Here is an 18,281-nt window from a genome sequence, read left to right as displayed (position 1 = left end):
AGCCATTTTTCTTTCTCTCAGATAAATAGCAAAATGCAATAAATGTATTTGTTTCATTTGGTTAGATTAAATACTTCCGATTTATTCATTCCTGGCACACATATTGGATTAGACAATCTATAAGGCAAGCGGCCTTGTGCTTTATCTACTAAAAAGTGAGGGAAGGAATGAACAAACAGTCTGGTGTATTAAGCGGTGTTCGTGTGCTGGATTTAACCCGGGTGCTGGCTGGCCCTTATTGCGGAATGATGCTGGCGGATTTCGGCGCGGATGTGATTAAAATCGAATTGCCGGGGAAAGGAGATGATTCGCGGGCCAATGCGCCGCAAATTAATGGCGAAAGCGCCTACTTTATGAATTTAAACCGCAATAAGCGCGGAATGACGCTGAATCTTAAATCTGAAGAAGGTCGGCAGATATTTCTCGATTTAGTTCGCGACAGCGATGTGGTTCTGGAAAACTACCGTCCGGGTGTGATGGAAAAACTGGGACTTGGCTATGAGGATTTGCGTAAGGTGAATCCGGCGATTATTTACGGCGCCGTTTCCGGCTTTGGTCATACCGGCCCGTATTCGAAACGCGCGGGTTACGACATCATCGGCCAGGCCATGAGCGGACTGATGAGCACCACCGGTTGGCCTGATACGCCGCCTACGCGCACCGGGACAGCTATTGCGGATGTGGTCGGGGGGATGAGTTGCGCTATTGGCGTGCTTGCCGCTTACGTCAATCGCCTGAAAACCGGTGTCGGCGAAAAAGTGGATATTGCGCTGGTCGATTCGATGGTGTCGTCGCTGGAAATTATCAACATTATTTACCTTAATACAGGACGTATTCCGACACGTATTGGTAACCGCTATGAAGCGATTTACCCGTATGACTCTTTCCAGGCGCGTGACGGTTACGTCATTATTGCCTGCGGCAACGACAAATTATATGGCCTGCTGAAAAACGTTCTGCAAATCAGCGCGCTGGAAGATGAGAAATTTAAATCTAACCTCGACCGCGTCGCTCATCACGCCGAGCTGAAAGACATTATCGAATGCTGGACCCGCGATTTAGATATCGACACCATCGTGTCGATGCTACTGGATGCCGGTATACCTTCTGCGCCGATCAATACCATCGACCGCGTGACTCAGGATCCGCATATTGCTGGTGCCCGCGAAATGTTTGTCGATATTGAACACCCCGTCGCCGGGAAAATTACCATGACCGGCAATCAGGTTAAATTCACGAACAACAAGGCGACAATCAGAATGCCTGCGCCCACGCTTGGTCAACATAATTACGAAGTGCTTAAAGAACGTCTGGGCTATTCAGATGAAAAAATTGAGCAGCTTATTCGTTCCGGCGTTCTGTAAGGGGTTCTGCCATGTCGACATTTATCCAGATTACTGAAGTCGGGCCAAGAGATGGTTTTCAGAACATCAAAGCGTTTATTCCTACCGATTTAAAAATAAAAATTATCGATCGTCTGGTCGAGTCGGGGATCGGCGCGATGGAAATCACCTCGATGGTTAGTCCTAAGGCGATTCCACAAATGAGCGATGCCCGTGAGGTTATTCAGCATGTTCTGAACACGCATCCGCATATTATTCCGTCAGTGTTAGTACCGAACGTGAAGGGGGCCAGTCTCGCCAGTGAGGCCGGCATTAAAAATATTAACTATGTGGTTTCGGTCAGTCCGGCGCATAACAAGGCCAACATTAACCGGACGCATGCCGAGTCGCTGGAGGATCTTTATAAAATTCGCCACACGTTCCCGGATATGACTATTACGCTGTCGCTGGCGACGGTATTTGGCTGCCCGTTTATTGGCGAGACCAGTCGTGAAACGCTGATGGATATGATCAAGTTTGCCGATGATCTCGGGATTTCGGCGGTAACCCTGTGCGACACCATCGGCGTCGCCAATCCGACTCAGACATTATCTGTACTGCGCGGGATCCAGCAGAAATTCCCCAAAATGGACATTGGTTTGCATCTGCATAACACCCACGGTATGGCGCTGGCCTGTATGTTTGCTGGCGTTCAGTCGGGCATAACGCGCTTTGAGACCGCTGTCGGTGGACTGGGCGGGTGCCCGTTTGCGCCTGGGGCCGCCGGTAATGCCGCCACCGAGGATGCGGTGAATATGTTTAACCGAATGGGGTTCGATACCGGTATCTCACTGCCTGACCTGCTGGATATCGCAAACCTGATCCGCAGCACGATTGAACCGACGTTGTTGAGCAGTCTTTCGCGAGCCAGAACCTACAGTGAATTTGATTTTTGCAGCGAAAAAATCTGACCTCTGATACGGAAACAGACATGATGAATAATAATATCGGGAAGCCGAAGATGACCCATTACAGATGGTGGGTCATGAGTTTTATTTTTGTAACCTACACCGTAGCTAACGCCGATCGCGCAAATATCGGCTTTGCTATTCCGTTTATTCAGGAAGAATTTCAAATCTCAAATACCATGGCAGGACTGTTAATCAGCCTGTTCTTTGCCGGCTATGCGTTTTTTCAAATTCCTGCCGGGTACTTGATTAAGAAGTTCGGCATGCGTAATGCATTTGCGATGGGGATGTTATTAACCTCCGTATTTACGGGGTTGATGGGGATGGTGAATAACATTTTCCTGCTGAAGATCCTGCGTTTTATGGTGGGCGTCTGTGAGTCACCGGTGGTTATTGGCTCGACGGTGACTATCAACCAGTGGTTTCCCCCGAAGGAAAAAGGGACGGCAACCGGGCTGTTTCTGGCAGGATCCAAGTTTGGTCCACTGATCGTCCCGCCACTGTGCGCCTGGATCATCACCGTCTGGGGATGGCGCTATATCTTTGTCTTCTTTGCCATTCCGGGCTTGCTGTTGGCGATCTTCTGGTATCTGATGGTTCGCAATAAGCCGGAAGAGAGCCGCTTCGTGAATGAGCAAGAGGTCGCTTACATCCGCGAAGAACAGCTTCCGGCGACGACTCAGGAAGCCGCCGCTCCGGCCGTTCCTGAGTTCAATTACTGCTGGCTCGACAAGCTAATTCGCACAAAGCAGGTTGAAGAACTCTCCTGTTCAAAACAGGTCTTCCGCTGCTGGGATATTTATGGCGTCGCGCTGGGATACTTCTCGATGGTGGGGATTGTCAGCGTGCTGATGTCATGGCTGCCCAAGTATCTGATCACCGAACGCGGATTCGATCTGACGAGTTCTGCCGCACTGGCAGCCGCACCGTTTCTCGGGACGGTCATGGGCAACTTTATTGGCGGCGTGCTCTCTGACCGGGTGCTGAACAAGCGTCGTAAACCGCTGATGTTGCTCAGCGCCGGGGCGACGATCTTCACCATGTACTCACTGGTTTATGCGCCAGAAAGCAAAATCGTTCTGTCGCTGATGCTGTTCCTGCTGGGGCTGATGCTGTCGCTGGGCTATTCGGCTTACTCGGTCTACGCGATGGGGCGGGCGAATAAAGACATTTATCCGATCGCTTACAGCGTGATCAACATGGGCGGGCAACTGGGTGGCATGTGTATGCCGCTGATCGTGGGTATTATTCTGGATGCTTACAACTGGGATGCGGTATTCATGGCGATGACCGGGTTCTGTGTTCTGTGCTTTATTCTGGTCTCCACGGTCATTGAACCGTTGTCGAAAAATATGAAGGTCAACTACCGGTAACCCGTAAGATACTGTGCGGGTAAGCGCGTGGGCTGCTTACCCGCACGTTGAACGGCGCATCTGTAGGCGCTATCGCGTCAGGTCAATGAAAGGTATGAAACGGCACGCGCTGATTACAACTTTCCTGTTATGGAGCGCGGCCGCAGAGTTCATAAAAATTAGTGTTACCCCTTCTGTTCGTCATCGTTTTATCCGGGCGGCCTTTGGCGGCCTGCATAACTGTGTTTGCGCAAAGGTGATGATGTATGGTTGATCGAATGTGCGTTCCGCCACTGGCTTCACGACGGGTGAAGCGAACTCAAATTCGCTCACGCGATAAATGGGTTGAAACGGAGCTGTTTGTTGAGCAGGGCGTCAGGTATTTCTTTCATGTCACCGGAAAGTGGTGCGATATGGGGCATTATTGTGACGCGAACGGTTACACCGTCGGCTATTTGAATTTTGCCCGACTCTGGCTGCGTTGCCGCCACGAATCTGCGACCTGGTTTACCCTGATTGGTACTATTGATAAATCAACCGATACCATGTTTGTGATTGGCGACGGCACCCGGCTCAATAATGGCTGGATTGCGCCCCGCAGCGGTGAGTTAGTGGTGTTTGCAAATGATATGTCGGGGATGTACTGGAATAACTTTGGTTCCGTCGTGCTGGAAGTGTGGCGATGAAAAGTAAAGTCAATATCACCCGCGGATGACAGGCATGTCTGGTGGCGTAAAATTTAGTGTACAAAAGCAGTCGGTATTTGTGCGCTTCATCAGATTCTTACCAAAATCTGGCAAAATTCAGCTTTTAAAATTGATCCATATCAATTGATACGCACTTAATTTGCGTCGTTAAAAAATGTCCTTATTTACGACTTGTTTACCTTTATTGCGTTTATGGTGGCGGTGGTAAGACGTCTGATAACAAAGAAAAGAAGTGACGTTAGCGAAAATTATTGAAAGAGATCGTCGTAACTCTCTCTAAAAAAGCCAGTTATTGCCTTCAAAGTAAACATTTATCCTGTAAGTAACTTATTGGCGCATAGGAATTTTCAATAATCGTGGTGAATGTTTTGCCGGAAGCGCAGGGGCTGAAATGCACTGAATTAATCAGAACATGTAAATAAACCCTGACATCATTAGCCTGCTACGGGCTATCTTTCACTTGAAACAGCGTTCCATTTTAAGGCGTTTTCTTAACATTTCTATCACCCGGCTGCTGAAATTTTGTACGTTGACTTGTTATTCGACCAACTGCATATTCCTCCCCAGTTAAGACGACATAGCCTTCAGGAGCCGACGATGCCTTCCCGCGATTATCCCGATACCCGTAAAGCCAGGGGAACCCGTTCTAAAGATATGGTGCTGTTAAGCGCCCGTGTTGAGACTACGCTATGGGACTACGTTCGGGCGTTGGCGTTAGAAACGCGTAAAAGCAAACAGGACATTATTGCCGAAGCGCTCATGCTGCATCGCACCGCCAATGAAGGCGGCCGTGAATAAGTGCGGGCGGATTTTACAGGATGATGTTTTTACCTCTCTGGCGCGCCATGGCGTGTATTACCGTCACCGCATTAGGACTGACCCTGGTCGTGACAACTGTCTCGCTCATGACGTGGGAACTCAGCGTAACGCTCTTTCCCTGGTCAACCGCGACAACCAGTAAAATCGTCACGGCTTCGCTGCTTTACGAATTACTGGAGTGGATCCACCAGGTCCCCCGTATTATGGTCAGCGCATGTCTTTGATGCGGCACGTCAACAAACGCTTTTGTTTATAGAATTGCAGGGCGCTGATCGTCGCGGCGATAAATAACGCCAGCGCGCCGCACAGCGTGGCATCGGTAATCGCCTGCGTGCCACTGCCTAACAGCGTGGTTAACAGCGGACCCAGAATCTGGCCGATACCGTAGGTCAGCGTCACAAACCCGAGCAGGTTGAGGTTTCCCGGCACAATAAGCTGTCGCGCGAGGGTCATGACCAGCGAGGTGGTGCCCATAAACGTTGCGCCGAACCCCACGCTGCTCAGCACCAGCAACAGCGGAGAGCCGCTGGCCAGCGTCAGGATCACACAGGCCCCCTGAATCACCAGGTTTGCCGTCAGGCATTGCAGCACTCCCCAGCGTTTCGCGGCCCACAGCCAGGCGAAGCAGCCCGGCACAATTGAGACACCGACCAACGTCCACAGATGAACCGTCAGCAGTGGAGAACCCACCCCTTTCGCCATAAGCGGTAAATAGGTGGCAACGATGATGTAACCGAATCCTGCCAGTCCGTAGAGCAGCGCCAATAGCCACCAGCGCATCGGCTGTGGGTCACTTTTTGCCTGGGTGGCGGCAGGCAGCGTGTGGGCGTGGGACGGAAGCAGCAGCACCAGCAACATCGCCAGGACGGCCGAGAAGGCCACCGCCCCGATCCACAGCGCGTGGGAGGAGAGCGCAAAGTGCAGACCAGCAATCACGTACTCGTTACCCAGCGCAATCCCGACGCCGACGCCAGAAAACAGCGAGGCAATGACAAAAGGATTGCGGGTATGTTGTAGCACCAGCGTGGAGCCAAAGATCAGCATCCCGGCGCTGGCGACTCCCGCCAAAAAGCGCACCAGCATCACCACCATGGGATTGGAGAATAGCGCCATCGCGAGGATCAGTGCGCCGGTCGCCACCGCTGAACTCAACAGCATAGGGCGTAAACGTCCCGGCAGATGAAAAAGCCCGAACGAGAACAACAGGCTGCCGACCAGGTATCCCGCATAGTTGACGCTGGCTATCCACGACAGTTCGGAAAACGTGAAGCGCCCCTCAGCCAGCAGTACGGGCAGCATTGGGGTATAGAGAAAACGGCCAATTCCCATGCCCAGCGCGAGGACCATCATCCCGAAAAGGGCGGTGCGCAGTGAATACCGGTCTGCGATGTGCGGTTGCTGGCTCATGCCGTACCCATTGTTATTTGTCGTGAGCGAAATGCGAGAGTAACAAATTTATAACAAATGGGTAAGGCGATGGCGGTATTATTGTGCGCTCTCAGACGTGAAGCGGTAAAACAGGTTGGGCTCTGCCACGATAAACAGCGTCCCCTGGTTATCCATCGCGATCCCTTCAGCCTGCTGTATGGTGTGCGCCAACCCGTGGTGACCTTCGGTTAGCGGCATGACGCCGAGAACGTTGCCGTCGGTTCTGACCTCTTTGAGCACTCGTGATTCGTGAGATAGGATCAGCAGGCTGTTCCGCTGCGGATCAAACTCCGCGCCTGAAATATCCTGCACACCTAGCTGTTGTTGCAGCGCATGGTCTTTACTGATGGTCAGATTGTCATTATTGAGCAGCCCCGTCACTTTATAGATCCCAATCGGTCTCTTTTCTTTAAAAAACCAGAATGTCTCTTTTTCACGTGACCAGGCGAGGCCCTCAAAACCGTCGTTGGTCGGGGTTTCATAGAGATTAAGTGTTAACTTTTTGACGATGTTGACCTGTGACTGCGCATTGAGGGTAATCACGTAGATGGAATAGTCACTTTCATCGCTGATGACAAATGTGTCGTTACCAATGAACTCGATCGTCTCCAGATCGCGAATAAAATCGAGTGGGATGGTACGCAGCAGTTGACCCTGGCGGGTTAATTCAATAATCGCGGCGGGTTTATTGATTGTGCTGAACAACGTATTCGTTTTATCGGACCAGGTGAGTGAGGAGACATTTTTTTTCACGCCCGCGATCTGTTTAGCGTCTATCGTCGCGCGATAATCGGCAAGGGAGTTATTGTCATTGTCGGGCATGGCGTTACCCGATATGACATAACTCGCCCCCGCAATGAGTAAAGTAAGAAGAAGCATGATTCTCAGAGGTGAATTCAGATATCGGGCGGACAATCTCATTATTCTTCCTTAAATAAAATCAAAGACATTAAGGGAGAAAGTATAAAGATTAATCTTAATGAATCCTTAAACGGGTGATAATTGCATAGTGACATTTATCGTGGTTTCGCGGGGCAACGTGCTGGCGCGTCGAAGGTTGCCACACATTGCCAGTCGCCCTGCTCAAGGCGGTAGATTGATTCGGTGTGACCGGGGATCACCCACCGATCTTGTTCACCGGGCTGGCAATGCAGGTAGACGCACAGTCCGCAGCCCCCGCGCAACTGGCGGGGAATGTCGGCGACCCGAAAGGTCACGCCTGCGGCCTGCAACGCTTTGCGGGTCTGGATCACGCCAACCGTCGAATGAAATAAAAACAGGTATTCCGTCATCCGCGCGTTCTCTGCCGCTGGCCGATCAGCGCCGCGCCGATGGCGCCGGCAAACTGCGCGTCCGGGTGGGTGTTTACCGGGATACCGACATGGCCTTCCAGCATCCGGGCAAACGCTGCACAGTGGCTGACGCCGCCGGTAAACAGCAGTGGCCCTTCTGAAGAGAGTCGACCAATGAAATTGGCGCTGCGTCGCGCCATGGCATTGATCACCCCCGCGAGGATCGCTTCCGGAGCGATACCCGCAGAGCGCAGGCTAATCACTTCGGATTCGGCAAAAACGGTGCACATACTGCTGATGGCGTGCGGCGCAACGCCAGCGGTAATGGTATCGAGTTGCTCCACGCTGGCGCCCAGGGTGCGTGAAATGACCTCCAGAAAGCGCCCGGTGCCCGCCGCGCATTTGTCATTCATCAGAAAGTCGGTGAGGTTACCATCGTCATCCAGTTGGATCACCTTGCTATCCTGTCCACCGATGTCAATGATCGTGCGGGTGGCAGGTGCGAGCAGCCGCGCACCCAGTCCGTGACAGGAGATTTCCGTCACCTGCTTGTCGGCAAAATCAACCAGCTGGCGGCCATAGCCGGTTAAGGTCAGGTAGGGGCGCGTTTCCAGACCTTCCGCGAGAACCTCCCAGGCCTCGCGGATGGCATCGGCAGGGCGGAATGGCGTCGGGCACAGGAAACGGCGCTCAATCACACCGCCGGTGAGTAAAATGCCTTTGGTCGCCGTCGAGCCGGAATCAATTCCTATCGAATACGTCACGCCTGCTCCTCACAGCATTTCAATAAAGGCCGCGACGCGGGTGCTGAGCTGGCCGACATCCGAGGTAGAGTAGTCGGTTTCAATGGCGATATAAGGAATGTTGTGTTGCTGGCGAACATGGCGCTTAATTGCCAGTGATTCAACGGCATAGGTATGACAGGCCTGCAAAATCACGTCCACCACGCCGTCTGCATGGTACTCTTCCACCATCTGGCTGAGCAGCGTCAGGCGCTGATCGTTTGGAGAGATGCACGAACAGCCGATGGCGAGATATTTGTCGGTGAGCGCCTCGTATACGTCACCAGTTTCCGCGACGCACTGCTCGGTCGCCTTCGCGCCGGTACAGTTTTCGTATCCCACCACCCAACCGCCGTTTTCCTCAATGGCGCGCACCACTTTTTCTGCCGCGCCGCCGATCGGACAGCCGGTGATCAGAATACGCGGACGGGCGTCCAGTCGTTTACCATCCTGCCATGCCTGGCGCACGCGTTCAGCCATGCTGTTCAGTTCGTCGATAAGGGCTTCTTTATCAAAGCGGAAGGTCGCGCCGTACACCACTTTCAGGATATCGCTGCCGCTCAATGCAGGGGGATTAAGCTGCCCGAGACGATAGAAATTCGCCAGCGCACGACGCTCACGGTTTTTGAGGACAATGGCGTCACGCAGTGCCGCTTCGGTAACCGGCGTCCCAAAGCGTGCTTCCACAGCCTGTTGCAGACGCAGAATTTCTGCTTTCCACAGCGCGCGTGAGGCGGCATCCTGGCTGCTGTTTGGCAACTGCATGACGTGAACGGCTTTGAACTCCGCCATATATTCGTACATTTTCTTTTTGCCATCGCAGGTGGTTTCACCCACTACCAGGTCGGAAAAGTAAAAATAGGGGCATTTGTCGGTTTTGCCGAAGCCGTAGCTGCTTTTGATCAGCGGGCAGAGGTTGCGCGGTAGATCTTTTTCGGCTTCTTCGATGGTTTCATCCGACGTTGAACACAGCGAGACCACCACCGCACCCGCCGCCATCGGGATCTCCTGCGGCATGAAGGTGCAATAGATTCCCACCAGCGGGATACCCTGCTCTTTGAGATCCATCACGGTGAGAAAGCCTTTCTGGCGGGCTTCAGAGAACTGGTCGAAAATGGCGGGCAGATCGGTGATAAGCGACATGGATTTTCCTTCCCCGTGACACGGGAGATGTTAAAAGTGCTCGCATTATAACCATGTCAATGTTATGGGTTTATTGATCTCCCGCCAGGTAAGGCATTATAAAATCTTCTTCAGATCCATCTCTTCCTGGATGCGCTCGCTCCAGGCCAGATGCGTGCGAATCGCCTCCTCAATGCCCGCGTTGTAGTACACAGGCCCTAGTTTTTCGCTAATGAAATCAATAAAAAACTCAGCGTCGAACTGTTCCAGCTCCAGTTCGAAATGATCGCGGCAGTAGTCTCTGAGCGCATCGCGCAGACCGTCGCGCTGCGTCGGGGAAAGGGTAATGTCAGCCATTTTTTCTCCTTAAAAAGTGGACAGTGCGGGCAGCAGTGAGGGAAGTTGCGATAACAGGTATAAGACCAGCCCGATCGTCCCGCCCACCAGCGTGCCGTTGACGCGGATAAACTGTAAATCTTTCCCGATGTTAAGTTCAATCTGCCGCGACATATCGCGGGCATCCCAGCTTTTCACCGTATCGCTGATGTGGCGGGTCAGGAAGGCGGCAAACTCCGGCGCCACCCGATGGGCGGCCTGCTCCAGATGGCCGTTGAGCGAAGCGCGCAGCGCATCGTCGGCGATCAGCGTTTCGCCAAACCACTGTCCGGCATGGGCGATTCGCTGCTTCACCCTGGAATCGTCGGCGTTGATATCCTGCTTCAGCCACTGACGTAAATCTGCCCACAGCTCGCCGAGGTAGCGGTTAAAGGCTTCATCTTCTTTCAGGTAATCTTTGATGCTTTCTGCCCGGTTCGCCATCTCCGGATCGTTTTTCAGTTTGTCGATAAGCCTGAACGTGGCGCGATCGAAGGCGTGGCGGATTTGATGCGCGCGATCGTGGCTGATGTCGTCGAGCAGCGAGTTCACCGCTTCCGATACCAGCTCCGCGCTGTGCTCGCCCAGCCATTCGGTAGGCAGAATTTTAGCCTTCAGCGGATGCTCGGTCTCCAGCCAGTGGACGATTTGCCGGGCGATAAAGGTCCTCGAACTGTCGCGCTGTAGGAGGGATATCAACTGGGCGATCAGCGTATCGAGCAGAACCTGATGTCGATCGTTTTTGGTCATGCTTTCCAGCATCAGGGCGCTGGTGCCGGAGAGATCGACCTTATCAATCGCCTTATGCACCGCCCGTTTTAGCAGGCGCTGGATACGGGCATCGTCGGTCAGTTCCAGAAAGCCGCTCATGATCTGCAACAGATGCTGTCCGACCCGCTGGGCGTTTTCCGGCTGGCTGAACCAGTTGCCAATCAGCAGCGCGGGTTGATGGCGGCGGATCAGCGCAACCAGGGACTGGGTGTCGAGGAATTTCTCCTGCACAAACTGCCCCAGATTCTCGCCGATGCGGTCCTTATTGCGGGGAATAATCGCCGTGTGCCGCGAAATGAACGGGAGAGGGACGCGGCGAAACAGCGCCACCACCGCGAACCAGTCCGCCAGGGCACCGACCATCGCCGCCTCGGCAATGGCTTTGATCCCGCTGACCCAAAAACCAGGCGGCAGGAAGAGGGTGATGACGAACGTGGTGGCCGCGATCAGCAGTAACGAAAGCGCCAGCAGTTTGGCGCGTTTGAGTTCAGCAATTTTATTCATACGCTTAAGGATAGAGCCAGACGGAGGGATCGTGCAAAAACAACCGGGGATCAGCCGGGGATCCAGTTGTCCCACGCTGGCAGTGTCCCTAACTCCGCGACCAAAAAATCAATAAACGAACGCACCTTCGGATTGCTGTATTTGCTGGGGAAATAGAGCGCGTAAAGGGTGTGCGTTTCGCAGGCGATCGTGCCGTCGAGCATCAGCGGGGTGATCTCCTCTTTCTGGATATGATCGCCAATCAGATAGGTCGGCAGATAGGCCACGCCCTGATCTTCCAGCACCGACTTCAGCAGGACCAGGCTGCTATTGGCCTGGATCGGCATATGCAGTTTTAGCTGATGCAGGCGATCCTGCTCGTCGGCAACCTTCAGAACCGGGGTCAGGCCAGGATAAACCAGACAATCGTGATCGACCAGATCGGTACGACGCAGCGGCATCCCTTTCTTCGCGAGGTAACCGGGGGAGGCGCAGTACGCCCAGCGGATCGGCACCAGTTTACGCGTGGCATAGTTTTGCGGCGGGGCGGTGGAGATGCGCAGGGCGATATCGAAATCCGTGTCGTTCAGATTGACGAAGTTATCGTTGAGATCGATATACAGGTTCACATCCGGGTACTGGGTGCGATATTTGTCCACCAGATTGACCAGTCGGGAATAGCCGAAGGCAATCGAACAGGTAATGCGTAATTCACCCTGCGGATTATGATAATAACCAGAGGTGGTATTAAGCGTTTCATCAAATTCTTTCAGTAATTTATTGGCCCGGTTAAACAAATATTGCCCGGCGTCGGTCAGCGTAATACTGCGGGTCGTGCGCTTAATTAATGTTGTCCCCAGCGTATCTTCCATTGCCGCCAGACTTTTACTGACCGCGGACGGTGACACGTTAAGTTGCACCGCGGCTTCAGATAAACCTCCGCAGTCCACAATCCGGACAAAAAATTCTAAGTGCTTGAGAGAAATGGGTGCGCTCATTGTTTCCTTTTGCTCATAAGTGATTTGCAAAAACGGTACGAATAGGCCGTTACATTGGGTTTTGAAACATGTAACTATTGAATCACAGGAAACGACATGCGCACAAAATGAAAAAATAACAACTTAAGTGAGGTGCGTCACAAATAGTAAGGAGGCAAAAACAGAACGTCGCCAAATTGTGAATTTACTCTCATTTAATTCCATTCTTATAAAAGGTACCGATTATGTGGACACGACTCGAACCCTACAAATCGTCAATTATTTTATTACTTGCTCTGGTGGCAGGTGGTTTATTAGGGATTTTAGCCCCCGCGTTTGCCAGTAAACTCCAGCCAATAGGTCAGATTTTCCTGAACCTGTTATTTATGATTATCGTTCCGCTGGTGGGAATCAGCGTAATGTCCTCTATCGCCAGTATGACCGACCTGAAACGCTTAGGGCGAATTATGGCGATTATCTTTATCGTTTCCATCGCGATGGCGTTTATTCCGGCGGCCGGCATCGTGGCGTTAGCCCTGTGGTACAACCCGGCGCAGGGGGTCACTATCGATCTCTCGCAGTCTGTGCAGGCGGGCAGCGGCAAGATGGATTTTGTCAGCATGATCACCACCAACGACTTTATTGGTCTGTTTTCTAAGTCGAATATTCTCGCGCTGATCGTGATGGCGATCATTGCCGGGATCGCGATTGGTCAGTCAGAACAGCCGGGTAAACGTATTGCCTCGCTGCTGGACGATGCCAACACCGTCATTATGAAGATCGTGTCGATCATCATGAAGGTCGCGCCGCTGGGGCTCGGTTGCTACTTTGCGGCGACGATGGCCAGCCAGGATTCCGGACTGCTGCTCACCTTTGCCCGGGCAATTGTTCTGTTCATGGTTGCCACGCTGGCTTACTACATTTTCGGCTCTATTCTCTACTCTTACATTGGCGGCGGCATACCGGCGGTGAAGGCCTTCTGGCGTCACGCCATTGAGCCTTCTGTCACGGCGCTGGGTACCTGTTCTTCGCTGGGCACGCTGCCGGTGACGCTGCGCGCGGGCAAAGCGATGGGGATTAACCCGGAAATTGTGGATGTCTCGATCCCACTGCTGGTCAACCTGAACAAAGGCGGCGTGGCGATGATTGCGGCGCTGAAGATCGTCTTTATTTACTCGGTGCTGGGGATCCCATTCACCACGGAAACCTTCTTCCTGACCATGCTGATTGCCGTGCTTTCCGCGATTATCGTCGGCGGCGTACCGGGCGGGGCGTTCCTTGGGGAGATCTTTATCGTCACCACGCTGGGACTGCCGATGGAAACCATTCCGATGTTGGTGGTGCTGGGTACCATTACCGATGCCCCGGCGACGCTAATTAACGTGATTCATGATTTGAATGCGGCACAAATTGTAGAACGCTTCTCCGGGAAAAAGTCGGTGAATGCAGAGATGAATGCGACGGCGACGGCCGCCGAGGTTTAACGCACGGATTAAGGATAAGAAGGTTATGAAAGATTCAGTGAAACTCGAAACCCAGTTGGTCATCGCCGGACGCGATAAACGCTATACTCAGGGCGCGGTAAACCCGGTTATCCAGCGCGCCTCTTCGCTGGTGTTTGATACCGTGAAGGACAAAAAATTCGCCACCGCCAATCGCGCAAACGGTGAGTTGTTTTATGGTCGTCGCGGCACTTATACCCACTTCGCGTTTCAGAAAGCGATGAGCGAACTGGAAGGCGGCGTCGGCTGTGCGCTCTATCCGTGCGGTGCGGCGGCGGTGACAAACGCGATCCTCGCGTTTGTACAACGTGGCGATCATCTGCTGATGACCGGGGCGGCATATGAACCAACACAGGATTTCTGCAATAAGATCCTGAGCAAATTCAACGTCGAAACGACGTACTACGATCCGATGATCGGCGCCGGAATTGTCGATCTGATCCGCCCAGAAACCAAAGTGGTGTTCCTTGAATCACCGAGCTCGATCACCATGGAAGTGCAGGATGTGCCGGGAATGGTGAAGGCTATTCGTGCGGTGAACCCGGAGATCGTCATTATGATCGACAACACCTGGGCGGCTGGTGTGTTGTTTAAGGCGCTGGACTACGGCGTGGATATCTCGATTCAGGCAGGCACCAAATACACGATTGGTCACTCTGACGGCATGCTGGGAACGGCGGTATCCAACGCCCGTTGCTGGGACCAATTGCGTGAAAACTCGTATCTGATGGGGCAAACGCTGGATGCCGATACCGCGTATAACGGCAGTCGCGGCCTGCGTACGCTGTCGGTGCGTCTGAAGCAGCATCAGGAGAGTAGCATTCAGATTGCCAGTTGGCTGTCGGCACGCGCAGAAGTGGCGCGGGTGAATCATCCGGCACTGCCGGAATGTCCGGGCCACGAATACTTCACGCGTGATTTCAGCGGCAGTTCTGGTTTGTTCTCGTTCGTGCTGAAAAAGCGACTGACGGATGAACAGTTAGCGAACTTCCTCGATAACTTCTCGCTGTTCCACATGGCTTACTCATGGGGCGGATTTGAGTCGTTGATTCTGGCGAACCAACCGGAAGAGTTGAACAGCATTCGCCCGGCCGGTGAGGTTGATTTCAGCGGGACGCTGGTGAGGGTGCATATCGGCCTGGAAGATGTCGGCGATTTGATTGCCGACCTTGAAGCCGGATTTGCCCGCATTGCTTAAAAAAACGGCCCCGCATGGCGGGGCCTGATTTTACTTCTCTGTTGCCAGTTCCGTTGCGTGATACTGGCGTACCCGCGTTAACAACCCTTTCAACGTGAATACCACCGCCACTCCCGCAATGACTGCCAGCAGGTGAAACGGGATCCGGCCGCCGTTAAACCACAGTCCGCGACCGATTTCGACGGAAACGGCCATCACCGCCAGAATGACCATGTTCAGCGAGGCCGACACGGTTCCTTTCGGCAGGTTGTTGGTAAACAGCGTGAAGCGGAACAGCGTCGGGAAGATTAGCCCAATGCCAAACGCATACAGACTGGTGCCCAACACCGACCACAGCCACACGTGAGGCCAGAGCAGGTTCCCGGCGATCAGTACAAACAGGCCGCTGAGCTGAATGGGCACCGCACGCCAGATAAAGCGCGGGTTGGTCGGATCTTTCACAAAACGAGCAACGACCATGTTGGCGACGATGACCGCACCGAACACAGGAACCTGTACCCAGGCGAACTGGGAGGACGTCATGCCACCCGCGTCGATCAGGATCACCGGGGAAACGGCGACCCAACTCATCATTGGGATGTAACTTAGCGAGATCGTGGCGACGCCAAAGAGGAACACGCGGTTGCGAAAGACATCGCGAAAATCGCGTACGACGCTGATCGCACTAAACGGCACCGCGCCGCGCTGGACCGTCTCCGGCATCGCCAGCAACAGGCCCATAAAGGCGATAAAACCCATTACCGCAATAATGGCGAACAGCACCTTCCAGTGGACGAAGTGCATCAGCGCCGCACCGGAAAGCGGGCCAATGATCGGCGCTACCAGCACGATAGAGGTGATGATTGCCATCAGCTTGATGGCTTTCGTTTGTCCGAACGCCTCCTGCACCGTGACGTAGCCGACCGTCGCGATAAAGCAGATGCTGGTGCCCTGCACCACGCGCGCGACCAGAAACTGTGTCATTGAAGTGGTGAACAGCGTGGCGGTACAGGCGAGGGAAAAAATGAGCGCCCCCGTGACCAATACCGGACGACGACCGATCCGGTCGGAAAGCGGCCCCAGCAGCCATTGCAGCGCCATCCCTCCGGCGAGATAGAGACTGACCGCCGTCGGTGCCAGACTGACATCGGCGTCAAACTCACGCACGACGTTGATGATGCCCGGCTGAATCAGGTCCGTCGACAGATAGGCGGCAAAATCGTACAGAATCAGCGCCATCGGAAAGAACAGCGTCGTGGCGTGCCGCTTAAAAAACTCAATAATCCATTGCATACAAAACGAACTCCATGTGGAGAACCCCTTAACGGGAACAACGAAATTCAATACTGTCACAGGGACATCAGGCAGAAAAGAGAGAACAGCAGACTGCGGATGTACTGAATTTCATGTAATCAAAAGCACTGCCCATGAGAATCACAGACAGGGGAACACATTCTGACGCTTGTCAGAATGTGTAGCGATTACAGATGGTTATCAGCACATCACACCTCGGGAAAAGTAAGTTGAACGGAAAATATACACCTTAAGTGTCATTATAATTTGATGTTAGTCAATAGAATGGGCTGAATTCATTCAGTATCTCAATGAGCTACGGGAAGAGAAAGCGCCAGACGATCCCGCAGCCAAAGGCGATCAACACGACCCCGGCGAGACGTTCGATCCACACGATCCCGTGGCTTAGCCGTCGCTGGATAAACGGCAGGCCAATCCCCATCACAATCAACAGATCCCAGCACAGTACGACGCTGGTCATCCAGATCCCGCTGACGGCCTGCTGCACCAGCGTCACTGACGGGCCAAGCAGGGCGGTCATCAGCGCCAGATAGAACAAGGCGTTTTTCGGGTTGAGCAGCGACGAACCCAGCCCCAGCAGCACTTGTTTGCCCAATCCCGGACGCGTGGACTGGGCATCTGCGCCCGTCAGCGTTTGCGGACGACTGCGTAGCAGCAGGCTGCCGATCCACATTAAATAAAGTGCGCCCAATAGTGCGATCAACGTGAAGAGCTGGGGAAGCTGACGGAGGATCCCCCAGCCGGCAATCGCCAGAAGGATATAAATGCCGTTACCGGCGGCGATCCCCAGGCACAGCCCGGCGCTGCCGCGCAGTCGATAGCGAACGGCGTAGCCCACCAGTAAAAAGAAATCCGGTCCGGGGCTGAGCAGCGCCACAAAGTGAGCCAGCGCCAGGGCGGGAAAGGCAGGGGGAAAGAGTACAGACAACGGTTCCATAGTGACCTCAGTGTGTAAACCTGAGTTCACGCTACGCCCGGTGAAACGCTAATTATTGTCTGATATTGATCGCCCCCGCGCATACTGACGCGGTGTGGCGGCGGTATAGCTGACAAAGGTGCGGTGGAAATGGCTCTGGTCGGCAAAACCACTCTGATAACCGACGTCGGCGATATCGTCTCCGGCGCGCAGTCGCGTCCTGGCAAAATCGATCCGCGCGATGTTCAGATAGCTGCCCGGCGTCAGACCGGTGTCCTGCTTAAAGGTGCGAATCAGCGTCTCTTTGCGCATGCCGAACTCTTGCGCGACATCATCTAGCGACGGTGGAGAGAGCAAATTGTTGTGCAGCCGCGCTTTCAGAGACTGACTGGTCGCTCGCGTGCGCGGCGGATTTCCTGACTGCAAGGGGAGTGCGCGCAGCAGGAAACGGACGGCATCGATAAGCGGCGCGGTTTGTCGTTTCTCCATTAACGCCACAAGGTCGAGAAAGTGCTGAAAGCGTTGTGGATCGCGGATCACCGGGTTCGGGGCGAAAAACGGTGCAGGGATTGTCTGTTCGGGCAACTGGGCAACACACCAGTCCGCGTCCAGGTAGAGCATATGGTAGCTGCGACACTGTCCATCGACCGGATTACAGCTGTGCGGCACATGCGGTGGGATCACAATCAGATCGCCTGCCTGCAAACGGTATTCTTTGCCATCGCTGACACAGCAGGTTTCACCTTCCAGAATGGCCCCAATGGAGAGCTGCGGATGATGATGGCGCTTATAGGCCTGATGGCTGCGCCAGGTGCTGCGCAGCTCCAGCCATGCAAGTCGCTCATCGCGCCAGAACGATTGTGGAATATCTCGGGTGTGGGTCACAATTAGTGCCTCCGGCATAGTCATGCTTTGTTATATCACGGTACAAAGACTTACCGGACTTTCCGCAGAAGAGCTGCAGAGTGTGATTC

General features: G+C 53.6%; 19 protein-coding genes. 8 read left to right on the top strand and 11 right to left on the bottom strand.

The window, feature by feature from the left end; genetic code table 11:
• Window positions 1–167 precede the first annotated feature (167 nt).
• From HVZ37_RS19085 to HVZ37_RS19060, 6 genes are all read left to right on the top strand, one after another.
• Window positions 168–1,364, top strand: coding sequence for a CoA transferase (locus HVZ37_RS19085; protein WP_042999286.1), 1,197 nt, complete (start codon window positions 168–170; stop codon window positions 1,362–1,364).
• Window positions 1,365–1,375: 11 nt separating this feature from the next.
• Window positions 1,376–2,293 carry a hydroxymethylglutaryl-CoA lyase gene (locus HVZ37_RS19080; protein WP_044264501.1) on the top strand — a complete coding sequence of 306 codons (918 nt, stop codon included), beginning with the start codon at window positions 1,376–1,378 and terminating at the stop codon, window positions 2,291–2,293.
• 50 nt (window positions 2,294–2,343) lie between these two features.
• Window positions 2,344–3,663, top strand: a complete 1,320-nt coding sequence (locus HVZ37_RS19075; protein ID WP_225851818.1) for an MFS transporter — start codon at window positions 2,344–2,346, stop codon at window positions 3,661–3,663.
• Window positions 3,664–3,908: 245 nt separating this feature from the next.
• Window positions 3,909–4,328 carry a hypothetical protein gene (locus HVZ37_RS19070; protein ID WP_042999289.1) on the top strand — a complete coding sequence of 140 codons (420 nt, stop codon included), beginning with the start codon at window positions 3,909–3,911 and terminating at the stop codon, window positions 4,326–4,328.
• A gap of 618 nt (window positions 4,329–4,946) precedes the next feature.
• Window positions 4,947–5,147, top strand: coding sequence for a hypothetical protein (locus HVZ37_RS19065; protein WP_042999290.1), 201 nt, complete (start codon window positions 4,947–4,949; stop codon window positions 5,145–5,147).
• Between the two features lie 20 nt (window positions 5,148–5,167).
• Window positions 5,168–5,392: a hypothetical protein gene (locus HVZ37_RS19060; protein ID WP_042999291.1), complete on the top strand. Its 225-nt coding sequence runs from the start codon at window positions 5,168–5,170 to the stop codon at window positions 5,390–5,392.
• Here HVZ37_RS19060 and HVZ37_RS19055 read toward each other — a convergent pair.
• From HVZ37_RS19055 to HVZ37_RS19020, 8 genes are all read right to left on the bottom strand, one after another.
• Entirely contained in the window at window positions 5,376–6,575 is a 1,200-nt protein-coding gene (locus tag HVZ37_RS19055; protein ID WP_181627889.1) for an MFS transporter, read from the bottom strand. The genes HVZ37_RS19060 and HVZ37_RS19055 overlap by 17 nt on opposite strands.
• A gap of 78 nt (window positions 6,576–6,653) precedes the next feature.
• Window positions 6,654–7,418, bottom strand: a complete 765-nt coding sequence (locus HVZ37_RS19050; RefSeq protein ID WP_230324088.1) for a YjiK family protein — start codon at window positions 7,416–7,418, stop codon at window positions 6,654–6,656.
• Between the two features lie 194 nt (window positions 7,419–7,612).
• Window positions 7,613–7,888 carry a DUF3343 domain-containing protein gene (locus HVZ37_RS19045; protein WP_042999294.1) on the bottom strand — a complete coding sequence of 92 codons (276 nt, stop codon included), beginning with the start codon at window positions 7,886–7,888 and terminating at the stop codon, window positions 7,613–7,615.
• On the bottom strand, window positions 7,885–8,652 hold the full coding sequence (gene yjiL / locus HVZ37_RS19040; protein WP_181627887.1) for a putative 2-hydroxyacyl-CoA dehydratase activator YjiL: 768 nt from the start codon (window positions 8,650–8,652) through the stop codon (window positions 7,885–7,887). Before yjiL ends, HVZ37_RS19045 begins: the two co-directional genes overlap by 4 nt.
• A 9-nt stretch (window positions 8,653–8,661) precedes the next feature.
• Window positions 8,662–9,813, bottom strand: coding sequence for a double-cubane-cluster-containing anaerobic reductase (locus HVZ37_RS19035; protein WP_181627886.1), 1,152 nt, complete (start codon window positions 9,811–9,813; stop codon window positions 8,662–8,664).
• 96 nt (window positions 9,814–9,909) lie between these two features.
• Window positions 9,910–10,149 carry a DUF2164 domain-containing protein gene (locus HVZ37_RS19030; protein WP_054176782.1) on the bottom strand — a complete coding sequence of 80 codons (240 nt, stop codon included), beginning with the start codon at window positions 10,147–10,149 and terminating at the stop codon, window positions 9,910–9,912.
• A 9-nt stretch (window positions 10,150–10,158) separates the two neighbouring features.
• Window positions 10,159–11,442 (bottom strand): DUF445 domain-containing protein, encoded by a 1,284-nt coding sequence (locus tag HVZ37_RS19025; RefSeq protein WP_044253863.1) that lies wholly within the window; start codon window positions 11,440–11,442, stop codon window positions 10,159–10,161.
• 50 nt (window positions 11,443–11,492) lie between these two features.
• The gene (locus HVZ37_RS19020; protein ID WP_044264488.1) at window positions 11,493–12,419 is read right to left on the bottom strand and encodes a LysR family transcriptional regulator; all 927 of its coding nucleotides are present in this window, start codon (window positions 12,417–12,419) and stop codon (window positions 11,493–11,495) included.
• A 224-nt stretch (window positions 12,420–12,643) separates the two neighbouring features.
• On the opposite strand from HVZ37_RS19020, the gene HVZ37_RS19015 reads away from it, so the two are divergent.
• Together HVZ37_RS19015 and metC are read left to right on the top strand one after the other, a co-directional pair.
• On the top strand, window positions 12,644–13,882 hold the full coding sequence (locus HVZ37_RS19015) for a dicarboxylate/amino acid:cation symporter (RefSeq protein WP_181627885.1): 1,239 nt from the start codon (window positions 12,644–12,646) through the stop codon (window positions 13,880–13,882).
• 25 nt (window positions 13,883–13,907) lie between these two features.
• Entirely contained in the window at window positions 13,908–15,098 is a 1,191-nt protein-coding gene (gene metC, locus HVZ37_RS19010; protein WP_181627884.1) for a cystathionine beta-lyase, read from the top strand.
• Between the two features lie 30 nt (window positions 15,099–15,128).
• On the opposite strand, the gene mdtM is transcribed toward metC, so the two are convergent.
• The 3 genes from mdtM to HVZ37_RS18995 all read right to left on the bottom strand — a co-directional run bounded on the left by mdtM (window position 15,129) and on the right by HVZ37_RS18995 (window position 18,192).
• Window positions 15,129–16,361: a multidrug efflux MFS transporter MdtM gene (mdtM, locus tag HVZ37_RS19005; RefSeq protein ID WP_181628497.1), complete on the bottom strand. Its 1,233-nt coding sequence runs from the start codon at window positions 16,359–16,361 to the stop codon at window positions 15,129–15,131.
• A gap of 325 nt (window positions 16,362–16,686) precedes the next feature.
• Window positions 16,687–17,328 carry a LysE family translocator gene (locus HVZ37_RS19000; protein WP_181627883.1) on the bottom strand — a complete coding sequence of 214 codons (642 nt, stop codon included), beginning with the start codon at window positions 17,326–17,328 and terminating at the stop codon, window positions 16,687–16,689.
• A 48-nt stretch (window positions 17,329–17,376) separates the two neighbouring features.
• Window positions 17,377–18,192 carry an AraC family transcriptional regulator gene (locus tag HVZ37_RS18995; protein ID WP_181627882.1) on the bottom strand — a complete coding sequence of 272 codons (816 nt, stop codon included), beginning with the start codon at window positions 18,190–18,192 and terminating at the stop codon, window positions 17,377–17,379.
• Window positions 18,193–18,281 lie beyond the last annotated feature (89 nt).

It is taken from the genome of Citrobacter sp. RHB35-C17, from assembly GCF_013816795.1.
Lineage (GTDB): Bacteria > Pseudomonadota > Gammaproteobacteria > Enterobacterales > Enterobacteriaceae > Citrobacter_A > Citrobacter_A amalonaticus.
This window is presented reverse-complemented; position numbering and strand designations above follow the sequence as displayed.